Genomic DNA, 19,911 nt, shown 5'->3' on the forward strand with positions numbered 1-19,911 from the left:
ACTATGCTGCTGACAAGGAAACACCATGACCTTTCCGCTGTTTGACGCCATCCACCATGTGGCCATCATCGCCAGCGATTACCCACGCTCGCGCCACTTCTACCACGAGGTGCTGGGGCTGCCCATCATCGCCGAGACCCTGCGCGAAGCGCGCCAGTCGTGGAAACTGGATCTGGCCCTGCCGGACGGCAGCCAGCTGGAGCTGTTCAGCTTCCCCTCGCCTCCCGAGCGCCCCTCCAGGCCCGAGGCGTGCGGCCTGCGCCATCTCGCCTTTCGGGTCAGCGACCTTGACCGGGTCATCGCCCACCTGCTGGCCCATCGGGTCGAGGTAGAGCCGGTGCGGGTGGACGAGCTGACCGGCAAGCGCTTTACCTTCTTCGCCGACCCAGACGGCCTGCCGCTGGAGCTCTACGAAGCGCCGCGCTGAGCCTGCATTGACCAAGCAATCAGCCAAACAAAAGCCGCCCGGTTGCTACCGGGCGGCTTTTCTTATTGCTTCTGGTTATCAGGCGGTAGTCAGCATAACGACAGCCAGCGCCATCACCATCATGCCAGCCCAGCCGATGGGCTTGAGCCGCTCACCGAAGAAGAGCAAACCGCCCAGCGCCGTACCGACGATGCCGATAGCCCCCCAGGTGGCGTAGGCAACAGCCAGGTCAATCTGGCCGCCACTTACCGCTTCCGAGAGCAGGGTAAAGGCGCCGAGTACCAGCATGATCCCCAGGAATCCCCACTCCTTGTAACGAAAACCCTTGGAGCGGTTGATGGCCATGTTGGCGCCGATATCGATCAGTGCGGCACCCAATACAATCACAAACGGACTCATGCTGTGGCCTCCGCGTCTACTGACTTGTCTGCAGGCTCATCATGGGTCTCCCCCATGGTCACCATAACAATCCCCACTATCGCGAGAGCCAGGCCAATCAGCTCCTGAACGGTCACATCGTAACCAAGGAACATGACCGACACTATGGTGATCAGGGTGATCCCGAGCCCCTCCCAGAGCGCAAACGCAATACCAATGGAGATTGTTTTGGCGGCTTTCGCCAGCAACCAGTACGAGAAACCGATCAACAGCCACATCGGGATGTAATTCATCCAGCCAGCCCCCTGCTCGGGGATCATGGCCATGCTGGAGGTACCGGCGACCTCGGTCACGATGGCGCCGGTCAAAAACAGCCGGGCCAGAAACATACGACTTAATAACATATAAGATGCCTTTGTTGCTTCGACGGGAGAGATGGTAAACGGGGAGCAGCAACTCGCAACAATCGCTCAGCGTCGATTATTCCGACGCCACAGGTTTGCCTTGCCTTGGTTCGGCACGCTAAGGTGATGGTGAAAAAATCCGTCATGGCCTGTAAAAGATGAAGCTATATCAGATAGAACTCTTTGTAGAGTCCGCCAATAGTGGCTCTATTGCCAACACTGCCCGTCGTCTCGGCAAAAGCCGCAGCGCCGTCAGCACCTCCATCGCGGCGCTGGAAGTTGAGCTTGGCGTCGAACTTTTTGAACGAGGTGCCAATCAGAGTCGTCTGACCGAGATCGGCGAGCTGGTGCTGGATGATTGCACTCGCCTGCTGCAGGCAGCCAACAGCTTGCAGCAGAAGTGCAAACATTACGCCTCGGGGGCCGAAGTGGCGCTGCGGGTTGCCCGCGATGACGCCATTCCCGAGCCGGTGTGGCGCGAGATGCTGGCCAGCCTGCACAATCAGTTTCCCGGCACCAGTATCTCGCTGGTGCTCGCCTCTCCGCCCGAACTGCCGGCGCTGGTGGAAGAGGGGTTCGTCGATGCCGCTTTTGGCCTTATTACCGAAGATCAGGAGCGCAGCGGCCTCAATATCGACGTGCTCAACCCGATCCGCACCCTGATGGTGGTGGCACCCAGCCATCCGCTGGCTGGACTGAAGCGGGTCAAACAGCAGGATCTGACCGATCACACTCAGGTCACCCTCTCGTATGTAGATGAATTTTCGGTAAAAAGCCTGCTACCTGTGGGAGGCCAGCATATCGGTCTCTCCAGCTTCGAGTTGATGCGCAATGCGGTGCTGGACGGGCTGGGCTGGGCAGTGCTCCCCTCGCCACTGATCCAGAGCCAGTTGCGACAAGGCTCCCTGCTGACCCTGAAACACAAGTTCAGCCTGCAGTGGCGGGATTACGGGGTCTATCTGGCGGAAAACGCCTATCACGGCAAGGTGTTGGCCTGGTTGAAGAAGTCTATCCAGGGGTATCTGGAACCTTTCGAGTAGCGATAAAGAGGCGGAGCCAGCTCACGATATCTACTTATCCTGATGATCCGAGAGGATGTGATCGTGCATACTGTTCACATACTCATTGAGCGCCGGAGGCGTAACCGATATGAGCAGTGCCCAAGACAAGGACGATATCTTGCTGGACGACGACATCATCGAACTCGATGATGAGGAGGTCGTGGTCCCCAAGGCACTCAACCCATGGCAAGTGCTGATCGTGGATGATGAGCCGGATATCCATCATGCCACCCGCCTGGCCCTCTCCAACATTCATTACAAATCCCGTCCGCTGGAGCTGCTCAATGCCTACAGCGGCGCTGAGGCTGGCCGCATGCTGGAGGCCAACCCCAGGATTGCGCTGATCCTGCTCGATGTGGTGATGGAGACCGAAGACGCAGGTCTGCGGCTGGTGCACCGGATCCGCAACGAAATGCACAACTCGCTGGTACGGATCGTGCTGCGTACCGGCCAACCCGGCCAAGCCCCCGAGCAGCGGGTGATCCTCGATTACGACATCAATGACTACAAGACCAAGACCGAGCTGACGGTACAAAAGCTCTACACCACTGTCATCGCATCCCTGCGTTCATACGAAACCCTCAGTGCCATCGACAAGAGCCGTCAGGGGCTCGGCAAAATTCTGGAAGGAGCGGGCGATCTCTACCATCTTCATTCACTCAAGGAGTTTGCCTCCGGCGTGCTGAAACAGATCAGCGCCATTCTCGATGTGGGCACCGAAGGGGCTATCTGCGCCGAGCGCCGTCCCGGCGAACAGGGGCTGGAGATCCTCGCCGCCACCGGCGACTACGAGACTCTGCTGGATGATGGCAAGATCACCGACTTTCCCACCCTCAATGACTCGGTCATGAAGGCACTGGCGGCGCGCTGCAACCGCTTTGAACATCCACAGGACTCCCTCTATATCGCCGCCCAGAATGGTCGCGAGTTCGTGCTGAGTTTTACCCCGACCCAGCCTCTCGATCCCCTCGAGTGCGATCTGCTGGATGTCTTCTGCCAGCGCATCTCGGCGGCCTACGACAACCTCTATCTCTACAACCAGTTGCTGCGCGCCCAAGAGGCCACCGTGGTGGCACTGGCGGCGCTGGCGGAGTTTCGCGACTCCGATACCGGCGAGCATGTCTTGCGGGTACAGAAGCTCTCGGATGCCATCGTGGCCGAATTGAAGAAGATGGCGGCCTATCCTGAGCAGCTGACCCCGGAGTTTGTCGAGATGATCGGCATGGCCTCCATCCTGCACGATGTGGGCAAGGTGGGCACCCCGGACCATATCCTGCACAAGCCGGGGCGTTTCGACCCGGAAGAGCGGGCCATCATGGAGCAGCACGCCGGTATCGGCGCCAATATCCTGCACAAGGCGGGTGAAATGGTGGAGGGAACCAGCTACCTCTCTCTCGGCGCCGAAATCGCTCGGGGCCACCATGAACACTTCGATGGCAAGGGCTACCCGCAGCAGCTGGCTGGTCAGCAGATCCCGCTGTCGGCGCGGATTGTGGCGGTAGTCGATGTATTCGATGCCCTGCTCAGCAAGCGCCCCTACAAGGAGCCCTGGACGCTGGCGCAGACCATGGAGTATATCCAGTCCCGCTCCGGCACCCAGTTTGACCCTCATGTAGTGACAGCCCTGTCGCGACTGGTCAACGAGTCGAGACTCCCCTACTCGCTCTGACCCCCTTTGCTCGCAACTCCACATGCCCTGCCGGTGACCAAGGTCAGCGGCAGGGCATCAAAACAGCCGTTTTGTTGCATCCCGCACACATCAAAGTGCCGCAAAGCGGAAACATCCCCCTTCTTTGTTAGCGATATCCGCTGAAATATGGTCATTTAACATCACATCGCTATAATATCGGCCTGCAAACCTGATACTAACAACGAAGGAATTATCATGAGCCTGAACCTGGTACCGGCCGGCAAGAGCCTGCCCGACGATATCTATGTCATCATCGAAATCCCGCAGAATGCCGACCCGATCAAATACGAAGTCGACAAGGACAGCGGTGCTATTTTCGTCGATCGCTTCATGTCTACCCCGATGTTCTATCCGTGTAACTACGGCTACGTGAACGCGACCCTCTCTCTGGATGGTGACCCCGTCGACGTACTGGTTCCGACCCCCTACCCGCTGCTGGCCGGTTCCGTCATTCGCTGCCGCCCGGTTGGCGTGCTGAAGATGACCGACGAATCTGGCGAAGATGCCAAGATCGTTGCTGTACCGCACTCCAAGCTGACCAAGCAGTACGACCACATCCAGGATGTGAACGATCTGCCGGAACTGCTGAAAGCCCAGATCCAGCACTTCTTCGAGCGCTACAAAGAGCTGGAAGCGGGCAAATGGGTCAAGGTGGAAGGTTGGGGCGACAAGGCCGCTGCCGAAGCCGAGATCAAGACCTCTGCCGAGCGTTACGCTGCCAAGTAAGCGTCACTCGGTTTGTAAAAAAAGGCGCCTTATGGCGCCTTTTTTGTCGGTGTTTGCGGCAGCTGACCGGCCTCATCTTCGGCAGGATTGCCCTGAATGTATATTTCACGGCCATCTTTCTGGTAGGGACGATAGTAATCACCGCCACAGCGATAGCCGCCGCCCGGCTGGCTCATCAGCTCGCAGTTGACCGGCAACACCTCCAGCCACTTGATGGCCTGCTGGTAGCGCAACCACTCCTGCCATTCGTGTTCGCGCGCCAGCTGGTCACGCAGGGCAAAGGTATCCGCAACGGACATCCCCTTGTTGACGATCACCTGACCCGCCATGGCTGGCAGGCTGAGCAGCCCAAACAGCACTATGATCCAAGGCTTCATAACCCCTCCAGAGTGACTTAATTTCACAATTAAATTAAAAGTCACATCAATCTGTTATCCAGATCACAAAACGAAACATCACCAAAGTGGTGCCGGCTCACCTAGTTGTTAATTATCGTCCACGGCAGGAAGCACCACCATGAAGCTGACCCCCGCGCTGTTGCTCAGCCTCACTCTCTGCACCACTCTTGGTGCTACAAGCAACGCCAGCGAAATCAACATGAGCTGGCAGTGGCAATCCACCGATGGCCAGCGCAAGCACTTCCAGCTGACCACCGACGATCAGGTGATGGCCGCCAGTCGCCACGAGATGAGCCTGCTGAAGGCTTCCCTCACCAATCCGCTGGAGACGCTTTACGCCTACATCAGCCCGCGGCTCTACAACAGCATCAACCTGATCAATCAGAGCAGCCCCGAGACCGCTACCAAATTTCGCAATCTGGAGCAGGCCTTCACCCTGCGGGACGACAGCATGGAGTCGATGCTGTTCTGGCAAGCCTACCAGCAGTATCAGGAGGATGCCTTCTACCAGATGAGGGTGATCCCCTGCGTCCATCCTGCCAATCGCAAACTGCCTTGCGTGCGACCCGATTACTCCCAGCTCTTCTACCACTTCAAGGGGCATCTCAAGCCGCTGGCGCAGCAGTTTGCCGCCAAGGATCTCGCCACCAGCGTCAGCCTGCTGCAGGAGTGGCTGAACGCCATCCCCACTCAGCCGGAGCAGCTGGATCACTTCGCGCCGCCGCTGCAAGCGTTGCAGGATAACAAGGCCGACAGCGACGAGAAGGCGCTGCTGATGGCCAGTCTGCTGGCGGAGCTGGCGCCGCAATATGTGCTCAGCATCATCTATCCGGATATCAGCATCGGCAGCGTCTCCCCTGCCTGGCTGGCCATTACGGCAGACAGTGGCGTACCCGGTGATGTGGTGGTGATCAACAATCAGCGCCATGTGCTGTTGACCGGCTCGTCCCTGCTGGCCCAGCAGATGACCATGGCCAAGATCCCCCTCATCAGCGAGTCGCTCTACTGACACAGACAGCTCAGACCAGCAGCCAATTTATTGATTTTTATCGATGTCATGCCATCCTAGCCGCCCTTGCCAGCCAACCACCTGACTGGCGGGGCGCCGACGCTTCTGAATTGCGATCTTATTTAACACTTTTTAAACAGATCCGATCAGTTTAGGATGAAGCTCGCCCATTCCCTCAATCCGAAACTCGTTATAACATAACAAATGGAGTGTCATCAGGATGAAACATCTCGTACTTACTTTGGCGCTGCTGCCATCTCTGGTCTTTGCTCACAACTTCAAGGATGGCAACCCGGTGCCGCTGGTCAATGTCAGCGACAAGGGTGAGCTGGTACTGAACGGCAAGGATATCGGCTACCAGCCGTGGCAGAGCACCTCGCTCACCGGCAAGGTGTTCCTGATCCAGCATATTGCCGGTCGCTCCAGTGCCAAGGAGCTGAACGCCCCGATGATCGAGGCGATCAAGGCCGCCAAGTTGCCGCAAGACAAGTACCAGACCGTTACCGTCATCAACAGCAATGACGCCATCTGGGGCACCTCCGGCTTCGTGAAGAGCAGTGCCGAGGACAGCAAGAAAGAGTTCCCCTGGTCCGCCATGGTGCTGGATGCCAAGGGCATGGCCCGCAACGCCTGGGATCTGACGCCGGAAAGCTCGGCGATCATCCTGCTGGATAAAGAGGGCAAGGTGCTGTTTGCCAAAGATGGCCAGCTCGATGCCAACAACATTGCTACCGTGATGGGGCTCATCAAGTCCCATCTCTAAGTCAGAGAGAAAGGGCGCTGATGGCGCCCTTTCCATAAGGGTCTATGGGTCGTATCAAGCTGAAAATCTGGATCTTGCTGCTGGGCTGGTTATGGCTGCAGCCTGCCCTTGCCCGGCACCAGTTTGAATCTGCCCTGCCCGGCCACGACTACCATCACTGCCTGGTTTGCGCCCTCCATCTGGATGGCAAACAGGTCATCACCGCCACCCCCTATTGTTTCCCCGGTTCGACCTCTGTTCTGCCCGCTGTTGCAACCATGCAACGCTCGGCGGATACCGCCACGCTTCACAGCTATGCCATCCGTGCGCCGCCCGCCTCTGCTTTTCTCTATCCCTTTGTTTAATTTCGCTATTTGTTTTGAAAAAAAGGATTAAAGATGAAAGCAGTTACTCTGTTGCTGGCCGCAGCGGCCTTTGGCGCACACGCCAATCACGACGAACACGAGAGCCACAGCCACGGCGCCCACGAGCATGGCCACGGCCACCTCAATCTGGTGGTCGATGGCGACCAGTTGATGATCGAACTGCAGGCGCCCGCAGCCGATCTGGTGGGCTTCGAGCACGCCGCCAAGAGCGATGAAGAGAAGGCGCAATATGCCAAAGCGGTCACCCGCCTCCAGCAGCCTGACGCCCTGTTCCGCTTCGACCCGGCCGCTGGCTGCAAACTAACCCAGCAGGAGCTGCAAGCCGCCAAAGAAGAGCATGATCACGACCATGACCATGACCATGACCATGACCATGACAAGGCTGCCAGCGACAAACATGAAGACCACCATGATCATGACGAAGCGGGTCACGCCGATATGGGCGCCATGTATACCTACACCTGCGCCACGCCAGCCAAACTGACCGGCCTCGAGGCGACCCTGTTCAGCGTCTATCCGAGCCTTGAGAAGCTGAGCGTGCAGGGGATCCTGCCCACCGGCCAGACCGCAGGCGAGCTGACCCCGTCCGCCAACAAGCTGAGCTGGTAACGCCATGAAAAAAGCCGTGGTTGAGATCCGCGATCTGGCCTTTGCCTGGCCAGGTGGCGACGCTGTACTCGATCTGCCCGCCCTCACCATCCGCGAGGGTGAGCGGGTCTTTATCAAGGGCCCGTCGGGCTCTGGCAAGTCGACCCTGCTCGGGTTGCTGGCCGGGATCCAGACCGCCAACCACGGCACCCTGGAGGTGCTGGGCCAACCATTGGCCCGGCTCTCTGGCCGTGCCCGTGACCACTTCCGGGCGGCCAATCTGGGTTATATCTTCCAGCAGTTCAATCTGCTGCCCTTTCTCTCGGTGCAGGACAACGTGACCGCTGCCCTCACCTTTTCGCCCGCCAAACGGGCTCGCCTGCAAGGGAGTCCGGAGCAGGAGGCGCGCCGTCTGCTGGCGGAGCTGCAACTGCCGGATGACGCACTGCATCGCCCCGTCCATGCCCTCAGCATTGGCCAGCAGCAACGGGTTGCTGCCGCACGGGCGCTGATCGGCTCGCCGCCACTGGTGATCGCCGACGAGCCCACCTCGGCACTCGATACCGACAACCGGGCGGCCTTTATCAAGCTGTTGTTCGAGGAGTGCGACAAACAGGGCTCGACCCTGATCTTCGTCAGTCACGATCCTTACCTCGAACCCCTGTTCCCACGGGTGGAAAACCTGCAACAACTTAACCGGAGGGCTACGTGCTAAAGCTCGCCCTGCAAAGTCTCTGGGCCCGTCGCCTTACCGCCGGGCTCACCCTGCTGGCTGTCGCCATCAGCGTCACCCTGCTACTCGGGGTGGAGCGGGTGCGCACCCAGGCCCGCGAAAGCTTCTCCAACACCGTCTCGGGCACCGATCTCATCGTTGGCGCCCGCTCCGGTCAGGTGAACCTGCTGCTCTACTCGGTGTTTCGCATCGGCAACCCCACCAACAACGTGGGGTGGGACTCCTATCAGGCCATCAAACAGAAACCGGGCGTCGCCTGGACCATCCCGCTTTCCCTTGGTGACTCCCACAAGGGATTTCGGGTGCTCGGCACCAATGGCGACTACTTCACCCACCTGAAGTACGGTCAGCAGCAGTCGCTACAACTGCGCGAGGGGCGGCCATTCGAGACGCCATTTGAAGCGGTGCTCGGCGCTCAGGTGGCCGAGAAGCTCGGCTATCACCTCGACCAATCCATCGTCATCGCCCACGGCGCTGGCAACACCTCGTTCAGCCAGCACGACAATCTGCCGTTCAAGGTGGTGGGTATTCTGGCACCGACCGGTACGCCCATCGATCGCACCATCCATGTGCCGCTGGCGGGGATAGAGGCGATCCATCTGGGCTGGGATACCGGCCGCCACAGCAAGAACGTGACGCCGGAGCAGGCGCTGGCGCAGGATCTCACCCCGAAAACCATCACCGCCTTTATGGTGGGCTTGAGCAACCGGATCCTGGCGTTCCAGCTGCAACGTAACGTCAACACCTATCCCAAAGAGCCGCTGATGGCGATCCTGCCGGGGGCCGCCCTGCAGGAGCTGTGGAGCCTGATGAGCGTGGCGGAAACCGCCCTCTCGGTCATCGCCGGTTTCGTGGTGGTGGCGGGCCTGATCGGCATGCTGACCACATTGCTGGCGGGGCTTAACGAGCGGCGCCGGGAGCTCGCCATATTGCGATCCCTCGGTGCGGGCCCTGCCCACCTGTTCCTGCTGCTGGCGCTGGAAGCGATGGCGCTGACCACGGTTGGCATCGCTCTCGGGGTCGCCGTGCTCTATCTGGGGCAGGGGCTTGCCTCGCCCTGGCTGCTCAGCCACTATGGCCTGCAACTGAGTCTGGGGCTTCCGAGCGCCTACGAGTGGCAGTTGCTGGGGGTCGTGTGGCTGGCAGGCATGGTGATCGGCCTGCTCCCTGCTGCACGCGCTTACCGCTACAGCCTGAGCGATGGTATGAGCATTCGCGTCTAGCGAGACGCCCAAAAATCGAAACAGAAGGACAGATGATGAAGTGGAAAATTGTGGCGCTGCTCGCCAGCCTGCTGGTGCTGCCCGCCCTGGCCGCCGATTACAAGACCATCGACTGGGATGTGCTCATCCCGGAAGGGGAGAAACTGCTGCCACCACCCCAGGTCAATCACGAAGATCCCATGTCGGTGCCGCAACCGGTGGGTGGGGTAAACAAGAAGCTGGACAACCAGGATGTGCGCATTCCGGGCTTCGTGGTGCCGCTGGAAGGGGATGCCAAGAAGATCACCGCCTTCCTGCTGGTGCCCTACTTCGGCGCCTGCATCCATGTGCCGCCGCCCCCCACCAATCAGGTGATCTATGTGAGCTACCCCAAGGGTGCGCCGGTGGATGATCTGTGGGATGCCATCTGGGTAAAGGGCAAGATGCGCACGGTCAGCTCCAGCCACGAGATGGCCACCGCCTCCTACTCGATGGAAGCGGTCGAGGTGAGCGTCTACGAGGAGTAATCCTCCCGTTGCAAAAAAAGCGGCCTCCACGGAGGCCGCTTTGTTATCTTGGCATCCCGGTTGGAGTAACATTCAGCTCCAGAACCTGTGCGAATGGAGTCAGCATGGCAGACCTCCCCCCCCCGAAAAAAGAGAGTTCGATCCTGAGCAGCCAGGAGCAGACCCTGCGTCTGGCCCGCAGTCGCGGTATCGACGGCATGCTCACCCGCAATACCGACAGCACCTTCGAACAGCGCGCCACCTTTCGCCATCTGGCGGATCAGGCCGCCCGCCAGCGCAATCTGGAAGCCATCATGGTGATGGCCTCCCGCCACTGCGAAGAGACCGCGGCCGGCGGCGAGATGGACAGCGACTGGCTGACCCGCTTCCTGCAACTGGCGGAAGATATCAGCATGGTGCCGATGCAGCAGCTGTGGGGGCGGATCTTCGCGCTGGAAGTAGCCACCCCGGGCCGCTTCTCCATCCGGGCGCTCGCCACCCTCAAAGAGATGACCCAGCGCGAGGCCCAGCTGTTTCAGCGCATCTGTTCACTGACTTGCCACTACACCGGCAGCGACGAGCAGCGACTGCTGCTGGGGCTGCACAAGGGGGCCACCCTGCTGAGTCGCGCCAAGGCAACCCGCCTTGGCCTTGGCAAATACCGACTGCCCTACAACGCCCTGCTGCAACTGTTTGAGCTCGGGCTGCTGCATCGCGCGGAGCTGGAGTCCGGCCCGCTGCCCGCCGATGGGGTCGAGCTGGAGTTCGGCAACCAGCGATGGCGGCTGCAGTGCAAGCAGAACAACATCACCCTGCTCTACTACCGCCTCACCCCGGTGGGCAACGAGCTCGCCCAGCTGCTGCAAGAGTCGCCGCTGGAGGAGTACCTGCAGGATCTGAAAACCGTGCTGGTGCAGGGGATCCAGATTGAAGTGATGCAGCTCGTCAGCCCCCCCTCCTCACCCGCTCCCGACCCTCTCCCCTGAGCTCTGGCGGGGCAGCTGATGCCCCGTCGGTTCGTGGTTCCTTCGCATCCAGCTGCTGGCTCCAAGCTCATGGGCTTGTCCAGAATAGGTTGCAAATTGCAGATGCCGCAGAGGCACACCCCGTCAGATCCGTTGCATATTGCAAACAACCACGCGTTTTTCCTCTCCAAACCTCGCTAATAACACATCAATCATTATTTTTTGCCAGCTGGCCCGCCCTTTGCTCATGTCTTGATGCAGATCAAAATTTAACCACCACAGCTCGGGAGCAAGGCCATGAGAATCAATCAACCGGTTACCCAAAGAGAACGTCTCTATCCAGACCACCAGAGCCTGATCTCCACCACGGATCTGGAGAGTCGTATCACCTACGCCAACGATGAGTTCTGCGATATTGCAGGCTTCTCGCTCGACGAGCTGAAGGGGGAACACCACAATCTGGTGCGCCATCCTGACATGCCGAAACAGGCCTTTGCCGATCTGTGGGGTCACATCAGGGATGGCAAAAGCTGGATGGGGCCGGTGAAAAACCGCTGCAAAAGTGGCGACCACTACTGGGTCAGCGCCTTTGTCACCCCCATCAAGGATTCCAGTGGCCGGGTGGTGGAGTATCAGTCGGTGCGCACCGCCCCGAGCGAGGAGATCAAACAGCGGGCCGAGAAGGTCTATGCCGACCTTCGCAACAACAAGCTGCCGCTGGCGCTCAAGCTGCCCACCTTCTCCCATACCCTGACCATCAACCTCTGCCTGCTGCTGAGCCTGCTCGCCATGTTTGCCCTGGGCTACAACCACGACATGAACTGGCAACTGGCGCTGGTCGCCCTGCCGCTGGCGATAGCGGCCATCACCCTGAATGCCCTCTCCCGCCGCCTCGGCAAGCTCAACAAGATGGCCCGCAGCCGCTTTGACAACCCGCTGATGCAGCTGCTCTACACCAACAAGGTGGACAACATCGCCGCCATCGAACTCTCGATGGTGATGAATCAGGCCGAGTTCAACGCCGTGCTGGCCCGTACCCAGCAGACTTGCAGCAAGATCCTGCAGGCCGCCGAGGGGGATCTGCGCAACGCCGAATCCATCACCGACAACCTGCAACAGCAGCAGGCCGAAACCAATCAGGTAGCGACCGCCGTGACCGAGATGTCGGAATCCATTCGCGAGGTTTCACAGAGCTCCAGCGAATCCTCCAGCCTGCTGGACGAGACCGCCGACCTGTTCAAGAGCGGCAACCACAGCGTGGCCGAAACCGTGGCTGCCGTGGCGGGTATGAACAGCGAGCTGACCACCTCCAAGAGCGTGATCAGTGCGCTGGTCGGCCACTGCCGCGATATCGACGGCATCCTCGATGTGATCAACAACATCGCCAACCAGACCAACCTGCTGGCCCTCAATGCCGCCATCGAAGCGGCCCGGGCTGGCGAAGCGGGTCGGGGTTTCTCGGTAGTGGCTGACGAGATCCGCACGCTCGCCATCAAGACCCAATCCTCGACCAGCGAAATCCAGAAGATGATCACCGAGCTGCAAACCAGCGCCGGGGATGCAGAGCAGGCGATGGAGAAGGGCTGCCAACTCTCCGAAAGCTGCCAGCAAAAAGCCTCGGCGACCGGCACCATACTCCAGCAGATCAACGATATGCTGCAGCAGGTGGCCTCTGGCAGCGGCCAGATTGCCCAGGCGGTACAGGAGCAGTTCCACGTCACCGCCGAGATCAACCGCAACGTGCTCAGCATCAAGACCCTGGCCGATGACTCCAGCGTCGGCAGCCAGCACGCCGTGCACGGCATCACCCAGCTGGTAAACCAGCTGAGCGATCTCGACCGGCTGGTACGCCAGTTCCAGAAAGGGGCTCCGGCAAACCAGAGCCGCTACGAAGTGGCCACCACCCGCGCCGTGCCGGTACGCCAAGCCAGATAACCACTACCCAAACAATCACCGCAGACAAACCCTATGGGCCTTTGGGCCCATAGGGTTTTTTCATACCCGCCAACAAGCTGGCGGCACTCTTGCTTTCACCTTCCAATCTCACTCTGCGCGGATAGGCTGCTGCAGTGGTGCGGTGGTGCGGTGGTGTAGTTATATCACCGTCCGTTATTTATTAATTTATTGATCTTGCTCAGAAAACCGCCCGCTTGCACTTCTCACCCCAGCCCCATTTGGTAACATAGCCGCTTGGTGGCCTCTCGCAGGAGTCAGCCATGAGCCAGTGCAGAGCTATATCGCAGGTAAAAAACAGCAAACTGGAGGCTGGAATTCAGGGGCGGTAGCTTTGGCTGAGGAAATAGATAAGCAGATAGTGGGGATAAGGGCTGAGTGGAGTTATACCTCTGGAGGCACTAATGTGTTAGTACCGCCTCCCATCTAATCACAGTTAGCTTTTTAGAGTGTATGGAAGTCGAGATTTTTACAAATGTACTTTTACAAATATCAGAGTGTTAGTCCTCTGTCTTTAATGATGCTAAAGCGTGGTGAAGTCTATTTTGCTTCTGCAAGCGAGTTGAATGACAGGCATGAGTGCAGAGCTAGATATTTATTTAATGCTCCAAAAGATGTTTGGGTTCGATTTGTAGATTATGTGCTGTGTAAAGTTTGCTCTGAATATCCACTTTATCGTTCTATTCAGGATGCTTACAAGTTAATTAAGTTAGCTGAGCCTATCTTTGAGGCTGGTCGTAGCAGAATAAAGAAAAGAAATCTGACTATATATGATGCTGTTTTACTTTTTAAGTATGGGTTCGATAACGCTCTAGGTGAAGAGTTTAGTCCCGATGAAAGGAAGAAGATCAAACAATGTACGGAACACTACTTGTTAGCGCTAAGTGAGAACGAACTCCTGGAAAACAAACATATTTGTTCTTTTTCCAAAAACGCTATAAATCCTACAATGTGGGGGCACTATGGTGCAGCTGAAACTGGCTTTGTAATTATATATGAGAGCTCTGATGGCTTTGTTGATGTTGAATCGTCACTGTCCAACTTATCTGGCTATAGAGAAAAAGAGGAAGGGTGGACTGAGATAGGTAGCTACGCTAACGAACGCTTGTTGTTACAAGACGTTAATTACTCTAATCGACCTTGCAAGGTTAACGCTTTTGAAAAGCTTATACATAAATTTCGCTACAGCGAAAGAGAAGATCATTACGATGTACCTGAAAGCCTTCTTGGTGTAATTGACCGAATGGAAGAAAATAAAGTTGGATTAGTTAAGTATACTGATTGGAAGTATGAGAAAGAGGTCCGTTTACTATTCCCCGCTTATGAAGAGATACCTTCAGAGCATCGTTGCTTACAAGTAAATAGTCGTCACATAAAAGGGGTTATATTCGGCTCTAAGACTTCAGACAGCTCAAAAGAGAGAGTTTTAATGGCTTGTGCTCATTTATTAGAACTTACTAAAGGCAACCCGAGCTTAGCTGTATTTCAGGCTTTAGATTCTCACGAAAGTTACTCTTATCGAGTCTCTCCCATAGGTATAGTATCAACGTTTTTTTCATCAAAATATCTCCCCCTACAAGAGTACAAATATTTAAACTCGGATCAAAAAGAGTATTTGGACAAGTTAAGCAACAGTATTTTAGAACAACGCTAACTAAGCTACCAGTTTAGTGCGTGATGGATTATATGATAAAGGTTTCTTGTGGAACGTTGATTTATGCAGCACCGTTCCCTTAACTCAGCACTATACGCCACCAATATATAGAGACACCTATGAAGTTAGAGTTAATATTTCCTGAATTGAATAACAATTCTCTTTACAGGTTTCATTTAGCAAAACAGGAGCCCGAAGGCACACGTCCAATAGATGTATTAGCTAGGAGCTTTGAAGAATGGACTAGTTGGCAGGTATACCGAGGAAAGAAAAAAGAGCGTTTTGTAAGAGATAAAATCGTTTCTTTTGCCCAGATATCAGGCTCTAAGTTTTTATTTGGTGGCATTTTCAATATAACCAACCGAAGTGGCTCTGGTTATGAAGTAGAACTAGATCATAACCATGAGGAACTGATTGGTCGATTAACAATTGATTATCGCGGTGAAAATACTAGAGGGACAGTATTCAATCCTGACTATATATTCTCTCACTCGACGGTTTCATCCATCTCACAACATAAATATCAAGGAGAAAGATTTATATCTTACGATAGAATAAATCATAGCTTTGAATCCATCAACATAGTTATAAAAAATGAATTAAATGATTGGAAGGTTGCCTTGAGCAGTGTATATGGAGTCTACCTACTAACAGATAAAAAAACAGGGAAGCATTATGTTGGCTCTGCTTATGGTAATCAAGGCATCTGGGGAAGATGGTCTGATTACATATACGGCTGCCATGGCAACAACAAAGAACTAAAAGAGCTTTACGCTATTCAATCTAGAGAATATTTTGAAGAGTTTTTTAAATTTACAATTTTAGAGGTGCTTTCAAAGTCACTTGTGCCAGAAGAAGTTATACAGCGTGAAAACCTGTGGAAGCAAAAGCTACAGACAGTCAAATTTGGTTACAATGCATCATAAGCGTATGAAAATCATTCAAACAACTCTCTGGGACGGGAGCAAACCACCCTCTATTAAGCGGATAGCTGTTTGCGTGAAAGTAAGAGTTAGTAGGCAATGTAAAAAGGGGCAAACGCCCCCCTTGTTACCAATATTCTGACCAGACAATCAACCTCAGTCGCTCAACCCCCGCTGCCGCAGAGCAGTCAGCAGCTCACCCACCAGCACTTCCACCGATTTACCGGCATTAAGCAGATGGATTTCTGGATTTTCCGGGGCCTCATAGGCCGAATCGATACCGGTAAAATTCGTGATCTCCCCTGCCCGCGCCTTTTTGTAGAGCCCCTTGGGGTCGCGCTCTTCGCAGATGGCAAGCGGCGCATCGACAAATACCTCGACAAACTCCCCTTCACCCAAGAGGCTACGCACCAGCGTCCGCTCGGCACGAAATGGCGAGATAAAGGCGGTGAGCACGATAAGGCCCGCATCCACCATGAGTTTTGCCACTTCGCCGACCCGGCGGATATTCTCCTGCCGCGCGACATCATCGAAACCGAGATCGCCGCAGAGGCCGTGGCGCACATTGTCCCCATCCAGCAGATAGGTGTGCTTGCCTTGTGACGCCAGCGCCTGCTCCAGCGCCCCCGCCAGGGTCGATTTGCCCGCCCCCGACAGCCCGGTAAACCAGATCACCAGCGGTTTTTGCCCTTTAAGCTCGGCCCGGCTCTGTTTGTCGACGGCATGTTTGTGCCACACGATATTGCTCATCCCACACTCCTTGATTGGCACTTACGCCTCAAAACTTAAACGGTCCGGCACCACAGGGAGCCGCCTCGGACTATCCGCCGACAACGTGCTGGTGCCATGGTATTGCTCACCCAACACTCCTTGCTTGGCACTTACGCCTCAAAACTTAAACGGTCCGGAACCACGGGGAGCCGCCTAGGACTATCCGCCGACAACGTGCTGGTGCCATGGTATTGCTCATCCAACCCCCCTTGATTGGCGCTCACGCCTTAAAACGGAAACAGCAGGGGCACCATCACAATCACCCCGAGGCTATAGGCCAGCGAGACCGGCAGGGCCAGCTTGAGGTAGTCCGGCATCTTGTAGTTGCCCGCGGCATAGACCATCAGGTTGGTCTGGTAGCCGTAGGGCAGGATAAAGCTAGAGCTCGCCCCGAACAGCACCGCCAGAATAAACGGCATGGTCGAGACATCCATGCTGAGCGCCAGCTGGTAACCCATGGGGAAGGCCAGCGCGGCCGCCGCGTTGTTGCTCATCAGCTCGGTCAGCACCAGCGTAAACACATAGATACCGATAAAGGCGATGATGGGGCTGGCACCGTTGAACTCCCCCATCAGCCAGTCGGCGATAAGCTTGGCCAGCCCGCTCTTTTCCAGCTGATCGGCGATGGCGAGCGCCCCGCCCACCACCAGCCAGATATCCAGCGGAAAGCGGCGGCGGATCTCGTCCAGGGTCAGAATGCGGGTGAGCAGCAGCGCCACCAGCATCAGCAGCAAGCCCTTGAACAGCGGCACCAGATCGAATACCGAGAGCGCCAGCACCCCGAGAAACCCCAGCACCACGGCGGCGCTGCGCTTGCCATCGAGACGGGTAGAGGCTTCCAGCCCGCTCACCACCACAAACTCGCGCCCCAGCGATTTGTTGCGGGCAAACTGGGGGCCGGGGGCCAGCAGCAGGGTATCACCGGCGTGCAGTTCAATCTGGCCGAGGCCGCCGGTGAGCTGGGTTTCGCCGCGGCGCACCGCTAGCACCACCGCATCAAAGTGAGTGCGAAATTCGGCATCCTTGATGGTCTGACCCACCAGCCGCGAGCTGTGGCTGACGATCACCTCCACCAGATGCTGGCCGTTGAGGCGGTGCTGGCCGTAGAGATCCAGCCCCTTCATCTCCTGCAATACGCCGACGCTCTCCACGTCGCCGCAAAAGAGCAGCACGTCCCCTTCGTGCAGTTCGTGTTCCGGCTGCACCGGGCAGATCACCTGATCGCCGCGAATAATTTCCGCCAGATAGAGGCTTTTCAGGCTGCGCAGGCCGTTCTCCTTGACGCAGCGCCCCGCCAGCGGTGAACCGGCGCCCACCTTGGCTTCGAGAAAGTAGCCGGATTCGCGGCTCATCTCGGTATCCTGCTCCGGCAGGTGACGGGCAAACAGCAGCACGGCCACCAGACCGGTCAGCAGAGTACCCGCTCCCACCATAAAGAAGTCGAACATGCCGAGCGGCGGCGCCCCCATCTTGATGAGGAAGCTGTTGACGATAAGGTTGGTGGAGGTGCCGATCAGGGTCAGCACCCCGCCAAAGGTCGCCGCGAAGCACATGGGCAGCAGCAGCCGTGACGGCGCATGGTTGGGGTTGCGTTTGACCGCTCCCAGCATGGAGGCCACCACGGCGGTGTTGTTGACGAAGGCGGACAGGAAGGCGGTGGAGAACCACACCTTCACCAGCACCTTGTTGAATGAACCCGTGCCCACCAGATTGGCGAACCAGCTCATGATGCGGGTCTTCTCCACCGCCAGCGACACCAGCAGCAACAGCACCAGCGTCAGCAGGGCGCTGTTGGTGTAGCCCGCCACCACGGCGTTGATATCCGCCAGCCCGCTCAGGTAGGTGATGAGCACGGCGCCCGAGAAGAGCAGCGCCGGGCGGAGTTTGCCCTGGATCAGCAGGGCCACGAGAGCAGCCAGCAGACCCAGCACCAGGAATTGTTGCCAGGTCATGGGCTTACTCCTTGCTTGTGTCGTTACCGATGGCAAGGGCTTGCCAGTGCGGGAAGTGCTTGCGTACCAGGGCGTTGAGCTCGATTTCGAACTCGCTGTAGTGCCCTTTTACCGCTTTGGCGGCCAAGCCTTCCACTATCATGCCGGCGCCGACGGTGACGTTGGTCAGCCGGTCGATCAGGATAAAGCTGCCGGTATCGCGGATCTCCTGATACGGGTCGAACGCCACCGGGTCGGTGAGGCTCAGCTCGCACAAGCCGATCTCGTTGAGCTTGAGCTCGCTCGCAGGCAGCTCGTCGAGCTTGTTGATCTCGATGCGGTGGCGGATGGCCTCCACCTGACCGCGACTCTTCTTGGTGGCCAGCTTGACGTCGTAGACCCGACCCGGTTGCAGGGACTCCTCCCCCATCCAGACGATATGGGCCAGCAGGTTCTGGGTCACTTGCGGACGTTGGGCGGCATCCACCAGCAGGTCGCCGCGGCTGATGTCGATTTCATCGGCGAAGGTGACTGTGATGGCCTGACCCGGCAGGGCGTACTCCAGATCCCCGTCGAAGGTGACGATGCGGGTGACTGTGCTCTCCTTGCCCGACGGCAGCACCGCCAGCTTGTCGCCCACCCGCAGAATGCCGGAGGCGAGCGTGCCCGCGAAGCCGCGAAAATCGAGGTTGGGACGGTTCACATACTGCACCGGCAGGCGCACCGGATGACGCTCCAGCTCGCGCTCAACCTCGGCAGACTCCAGCAGAGCAAGCAGGGTTTCGCCCTGATACCAAGCCAGCTTGTCGCTTGGGTTGACCACGTTGTCACCGTCCAGCGCCGAGACCGGCACGATATGGATGGTGTCGACGCTGAGCTTCTTGGCGAACTCACGGTAGTCTGCACTGATGCGCTCGAACACCTCCTGACTGAACTCCACCAGATCCATCTTGTTGACCGCCACCACGAACTGCTTGATGCCAAGCAGGCTCGCAATAAAGCTGTGGCGACGGGTCTGATCCAGCACGCCTTTGCGGGCGTCGATCAGGATGATGGCCAGATCGCAGGTGGAGGCGCCGGTGGCCATGTTGCGGGTGTACTGCTCGTGGCCCGGGGTATCCGAGATGATGAATTTGCGCTTGGCAGTGGAGAAATAGCGGTAGGCCACGTCGATGGTGATGCCCTGCTCGCGCTCCGCTTGCAGGCCGTCTACCAGCAGTGCCAGGTCCAGCTTCTCGCCGGTGGTGCCGAGTTTCTGGCTGTCGGACTCCAGCGCTTTGAGCTGATCTTCATAAATCTGCTGGGAGTCGTGCAGCAGGCGACCGATAAGGGTGCTCTTGCCGTCATCCACGCTGCCGCAGGTGAGAAAACGCAGCAGACTCTTGTGCTGCTGGGCGTGCAGATAGGCTTCGATGCCCTGTTCGGTGATGGCGGTCTGAATATGGCTGTTCATGCTGACGACTC

The 19,911-nt window shown here is 57.4% G+C and carries 21 protein-coding genes; 15 read left to right on the forward strand and 6 right to left on the reverse strand.

Annotated elements, in window-relative coordinates; genetic code table 11:
* Nucleotides 1–25: 25 nt before the first annotated feature.
* Entirely contained in the window at nucleotides 26–427 is a 402-nt protein-coding gene (locus AB5Y99_RS09515) for a VOC family protein (RefSeq protein WP_005362902.1), read from the forward strand.
* Between the two features lie 78 nt (nucleotides 428–505).
* Here the strand turns inward: AB5Y99_RS09515 and AB5Y99_RS09520 are convergent, their stop codons facing one another.
* Together AB5Y99_RS09520 and AB5Y99_RS09525 are read right to left on the reverse strand one after the other, a co-directional pair.
* Nucleotides 506–826, reverse strand: a complete 321-nt coding sequence (locus tag AB5Y99_RS09520; RefSeq protein WP_368209561.1) for an SMR family transporter — start codon at nucleotides 824–826, stop codon at nucleotides 506–508.
* Entirely contained in the window at nucleotides 823–1,209 is a 387-nt protein-coding gene (locus tag AB5Y99_RS09525) for a multidrug efflux SMR transporter (protein ID WP_021229559.1), read from the reverse strand. Before AB5Y99_RS09525 ends, AB5Y99_RS09520 begins: the two co-directional genes overlap by 4 nt.
* A 158-nt stretch (nucleotides 1,210–1,367) precedes the next feature.
* Here AB5Y99_RS09525 and AB5Y99_RS09530 point away from each other — a divergent pair, with 158 nt between their 5' ends.
* The 3 genes from AB5Y99_RS09530 (at nucleotide 1,368) to ppa (ending at nucleotide 4,686) form a co-directional block, all read left to right on the forward strand.
* A complete protein-coding gene (locus AB5Y99_RS09530) occupies nucleotides 1,368–2,249 on the forward strand; it encodes a LysR family transcriptional regulator (protein ID WP_021229560.1) in 882 nt (293 codons plus the stop codon).
* A 109-nt stretch (nucleotides 2,250–2,358) separates the two neighbouring features.
* Nucleotides 2,359–3,939, forward strand: a complete 1,581-nt coding sequence (locus AB5Y99_RS09535; protein ID WP_236356782.1) for a DUF3369 domain-containing protein — start codon at nucleotides 2,359–2,361, stop codon at nucleotides 3,937–3,939.
* Nucleotides 3,940–4,155: 216 nt separating this feature from the next.
* Complete coding sequence (ppa, locus tag AB5Y99_RS09540) at nucleotides 4,156–4,686, forward strand: inorganic diphosphatase (protein ID WP_005335667.1); 531 nt, start codon at nucleotides 4,156–4,158, stop codon at nucleotides 4,684–4,686.
* Between the two features lie 29 nt (nucleotides 4,687–4,715).
* On the opposite strand, the gene AB5Y99_RS09545 is transcribed toward ppa, so the two are convergent.
* A complete protein-coding gene (locus AB5Y99_RS09545) occupies nucleotides 4,716–5,063 on the reverse strand; it encodes a hypothetical protein (RefSeq protein ID WP_204478167.1) in 348 nt (115 codons plus the stop codon).
* A gap of 139 nt (nucleotides 5,064–5,202) precedes the next feature.
* On the opposite strand from AB5Y99_RS09545, the gene AB5Y99_RS09550 reads away from it, so the two are divergent.
* The 11 genes from AB5Y99_RS09550 (at nucleotide 5,203) to AB5Y99_RS09600 (ending at nucleotide 15,748) form a co-directional block, all read left to right on the forward strand.
* The gene (locus tag AB5Y99_RS09550) at nucleotides 5,203–6,093 is read left to right on the forward strand and encodes a hypothetical protein (protein WP_043821720.1); all 891 of its coding nucleotides are present in this window, start codon (nucleotides 5,203–5,205) and stop codon (nucleotides 6,091–6,093) included.
* A 220-nt stretch (nucleotides 6,094–6,313) separates the two neighbouring features.
* Nucleotides 6,314–6,856 (forward strand): YtfJ family protein, encoded by a 543-nt coding sequence (locus AB5Y99_RS09555; RefSeq protein ID WP_005343253.1) that lies wholly within the window; start codon nucleotides 6,314–6,316, stop codon nucleotides 6,854–6,856.
* A 44-nt stretch (nucleotides 6,857–6,900) separates the two neighbouring features.
* Nucleotides 6,901–7,200: a hypothetical protein gene (locus tag AB5Y99_RS09560; protein WP_368209564.1), complete on the forward strand. Its 300-nt coding sequence runs from the start codon at nucleotides 6,901–6,903 to the stop codon at nucleotides 7,198–7,200.
* A 33-nt stretch (nucleotides 7,201–7,233) separates the two neighbouring features.
* Nucleotides 7,234–7,830 carry a DUF2796 domain-containing protein gene (locus AB5Y99_RS09565; protein ID WP_100645132.1) on the forward strand — a complete coding sequence of 199 codons (597 nt, stop codon included), beginning with the start codon at nucleotides 7,234–7,236 and terminating at the stop codon, nucleotides 7,828–7,830.
* Nucleotides 7,831–7,834: 4 nt separating this feature from the next.
* Nucleotides 7,835–8,524, forward strand: a complete 690-nt coding sequence (locus AB5Y99_RS09570) for an ABC transporter ATP-binding protein (protein WP_042063153.1) — start codon at nucleotides 7,835–7,837, stop codon at nucleotides 8,522–8,524.
* A complete protein-coding gene (locus AB5Y99_RS09575; protein WP_368209566.1) occupies nucleotides 8,518–9,765 on the forward strand; it encodes an ABC transporter permease in 1,248 nt (415 codons plus the stop codon). The genes AB5Y99_RS09570 and AB5Y99_RS09575 overlap by 7 nt, the downstream gene beginning before the upstream one ends.
* A 32-nt stretch (nucleotides 9,766–9,797) precedes the next feature.
* On the forward strand, nucleotides 9,798–10,271 hold the full coding sequence (locus AB5Y99_RS09580) for a DUF3299 domain-containing protein (protein ID WP_026034852.1): 474 nt from the start codon (nucleotides 9,798–9,800) through the stop codon (nucleotides 10,269–10,271).
* A gap of 104 nt (nucleotides 10,272–10,375) precedes the next feature.
* Nucleotides 10,376–11,236 (forward strand): TIGR03899 family protein, encoded by an 861-nt coding sequence (locus AB5Y99_RS09585; protein ID WP_005354697.1) that lies wholly within the window; start codon nucleotides 10,376–10,378, stop codon nucleotides 11,234–11,236.
* Between the two features lie 276 nt (nucleotides 11,237–11,512).
* Nucleotides 11,513–13,150, forward strand: coding sequence for a PAS domain-containing methyl-accepting chemotaxis protein (locus AB5Y99_RS09590; RefSeq protein WP_368209569.1), 1,638 nt, complete (start codon nucleotides 11,513–11,515; stop codon nucleotides 13,148–13,150).
* A gap of 493 nt (nucleotides 13,151–13,643) precedes the next feature.
* Nucleotides 13,644–14,822, forward strand: coding sequence for a DUF2971 domain-containing protein (locus AB5Y99_RS09595; protein ID WP_335853940.1), 1,179 nt, complete (start codon nucleotides 13,644–13,646; stop codon nucleotides 14,820–14,822).
* A gap of 119 nt (nucleotides 14,823–14,941) precedes the next feature.
* Entirely contained in the window at nucleotides 14,942–15,748 is an 807-nt protein-coding gene (locus AB5Y99_RS09600; RefSeq protein WP_182963254.1) for a GIY-YIG nuclease family protein, read from the forward strand.
* Between the two features lie 153 nt (nucleotides 15,749–15,901).
* Here AB5Y99_RS09600 and cysC read toward each other — a convergent pair whose 3' ends face one another.
* From cysC to cysN, 3 genes are all read right to left on the reverse strand, one after another.
* A complete protein-coding gene (cysC, locus tag AB5Y99_RS09605) occupies nucleotides 15,902–16,495 on the reverse strand; it encodes an adenylyl-sulfate kinase (protein WP_368209571.1) in 594 nt (197 codons plus the stop codon).
* A gap of 248 nt (nucleotides 16,496–16,743) precedes the next feature.
* Nucleotides 16,744–18,468, reverse strand: a complete 1,725-nt coding sequence (locus AB5Y99_RS09610) for an SLC13 family permease (RefSeq protein WP_368209573.1) — start codon at nucleotides 18,466–18,468, stop codon at nucleotides 16,744–16,746.
* A 4-nt stretch (nucleotides 18,469–18,472) separates the two neighbouring features.
* Entirely contained in the window at nucleotides 18,473–19,900 is a 1,428-nt protein-coding gene (gene cysN / locus AB5Y99_RS09615; protein WP_368209575.1) for a sulfate adenylyltransferase subunit CysN, read from the reverse strand.
* Nucleotides 19,901–19,911: the final 11 nt, after the last annotated feature.

The sequence above is a fragment of the Aeromonas sp. R4-2 genome (assembly GCF_040908295.1).
Lineage (GTDB): Bacteria > Pseudomonadota > Gammaproteobacteria > Enterobacterales > Aeromonadaceae > Aeromonas > Aeromonas veronii.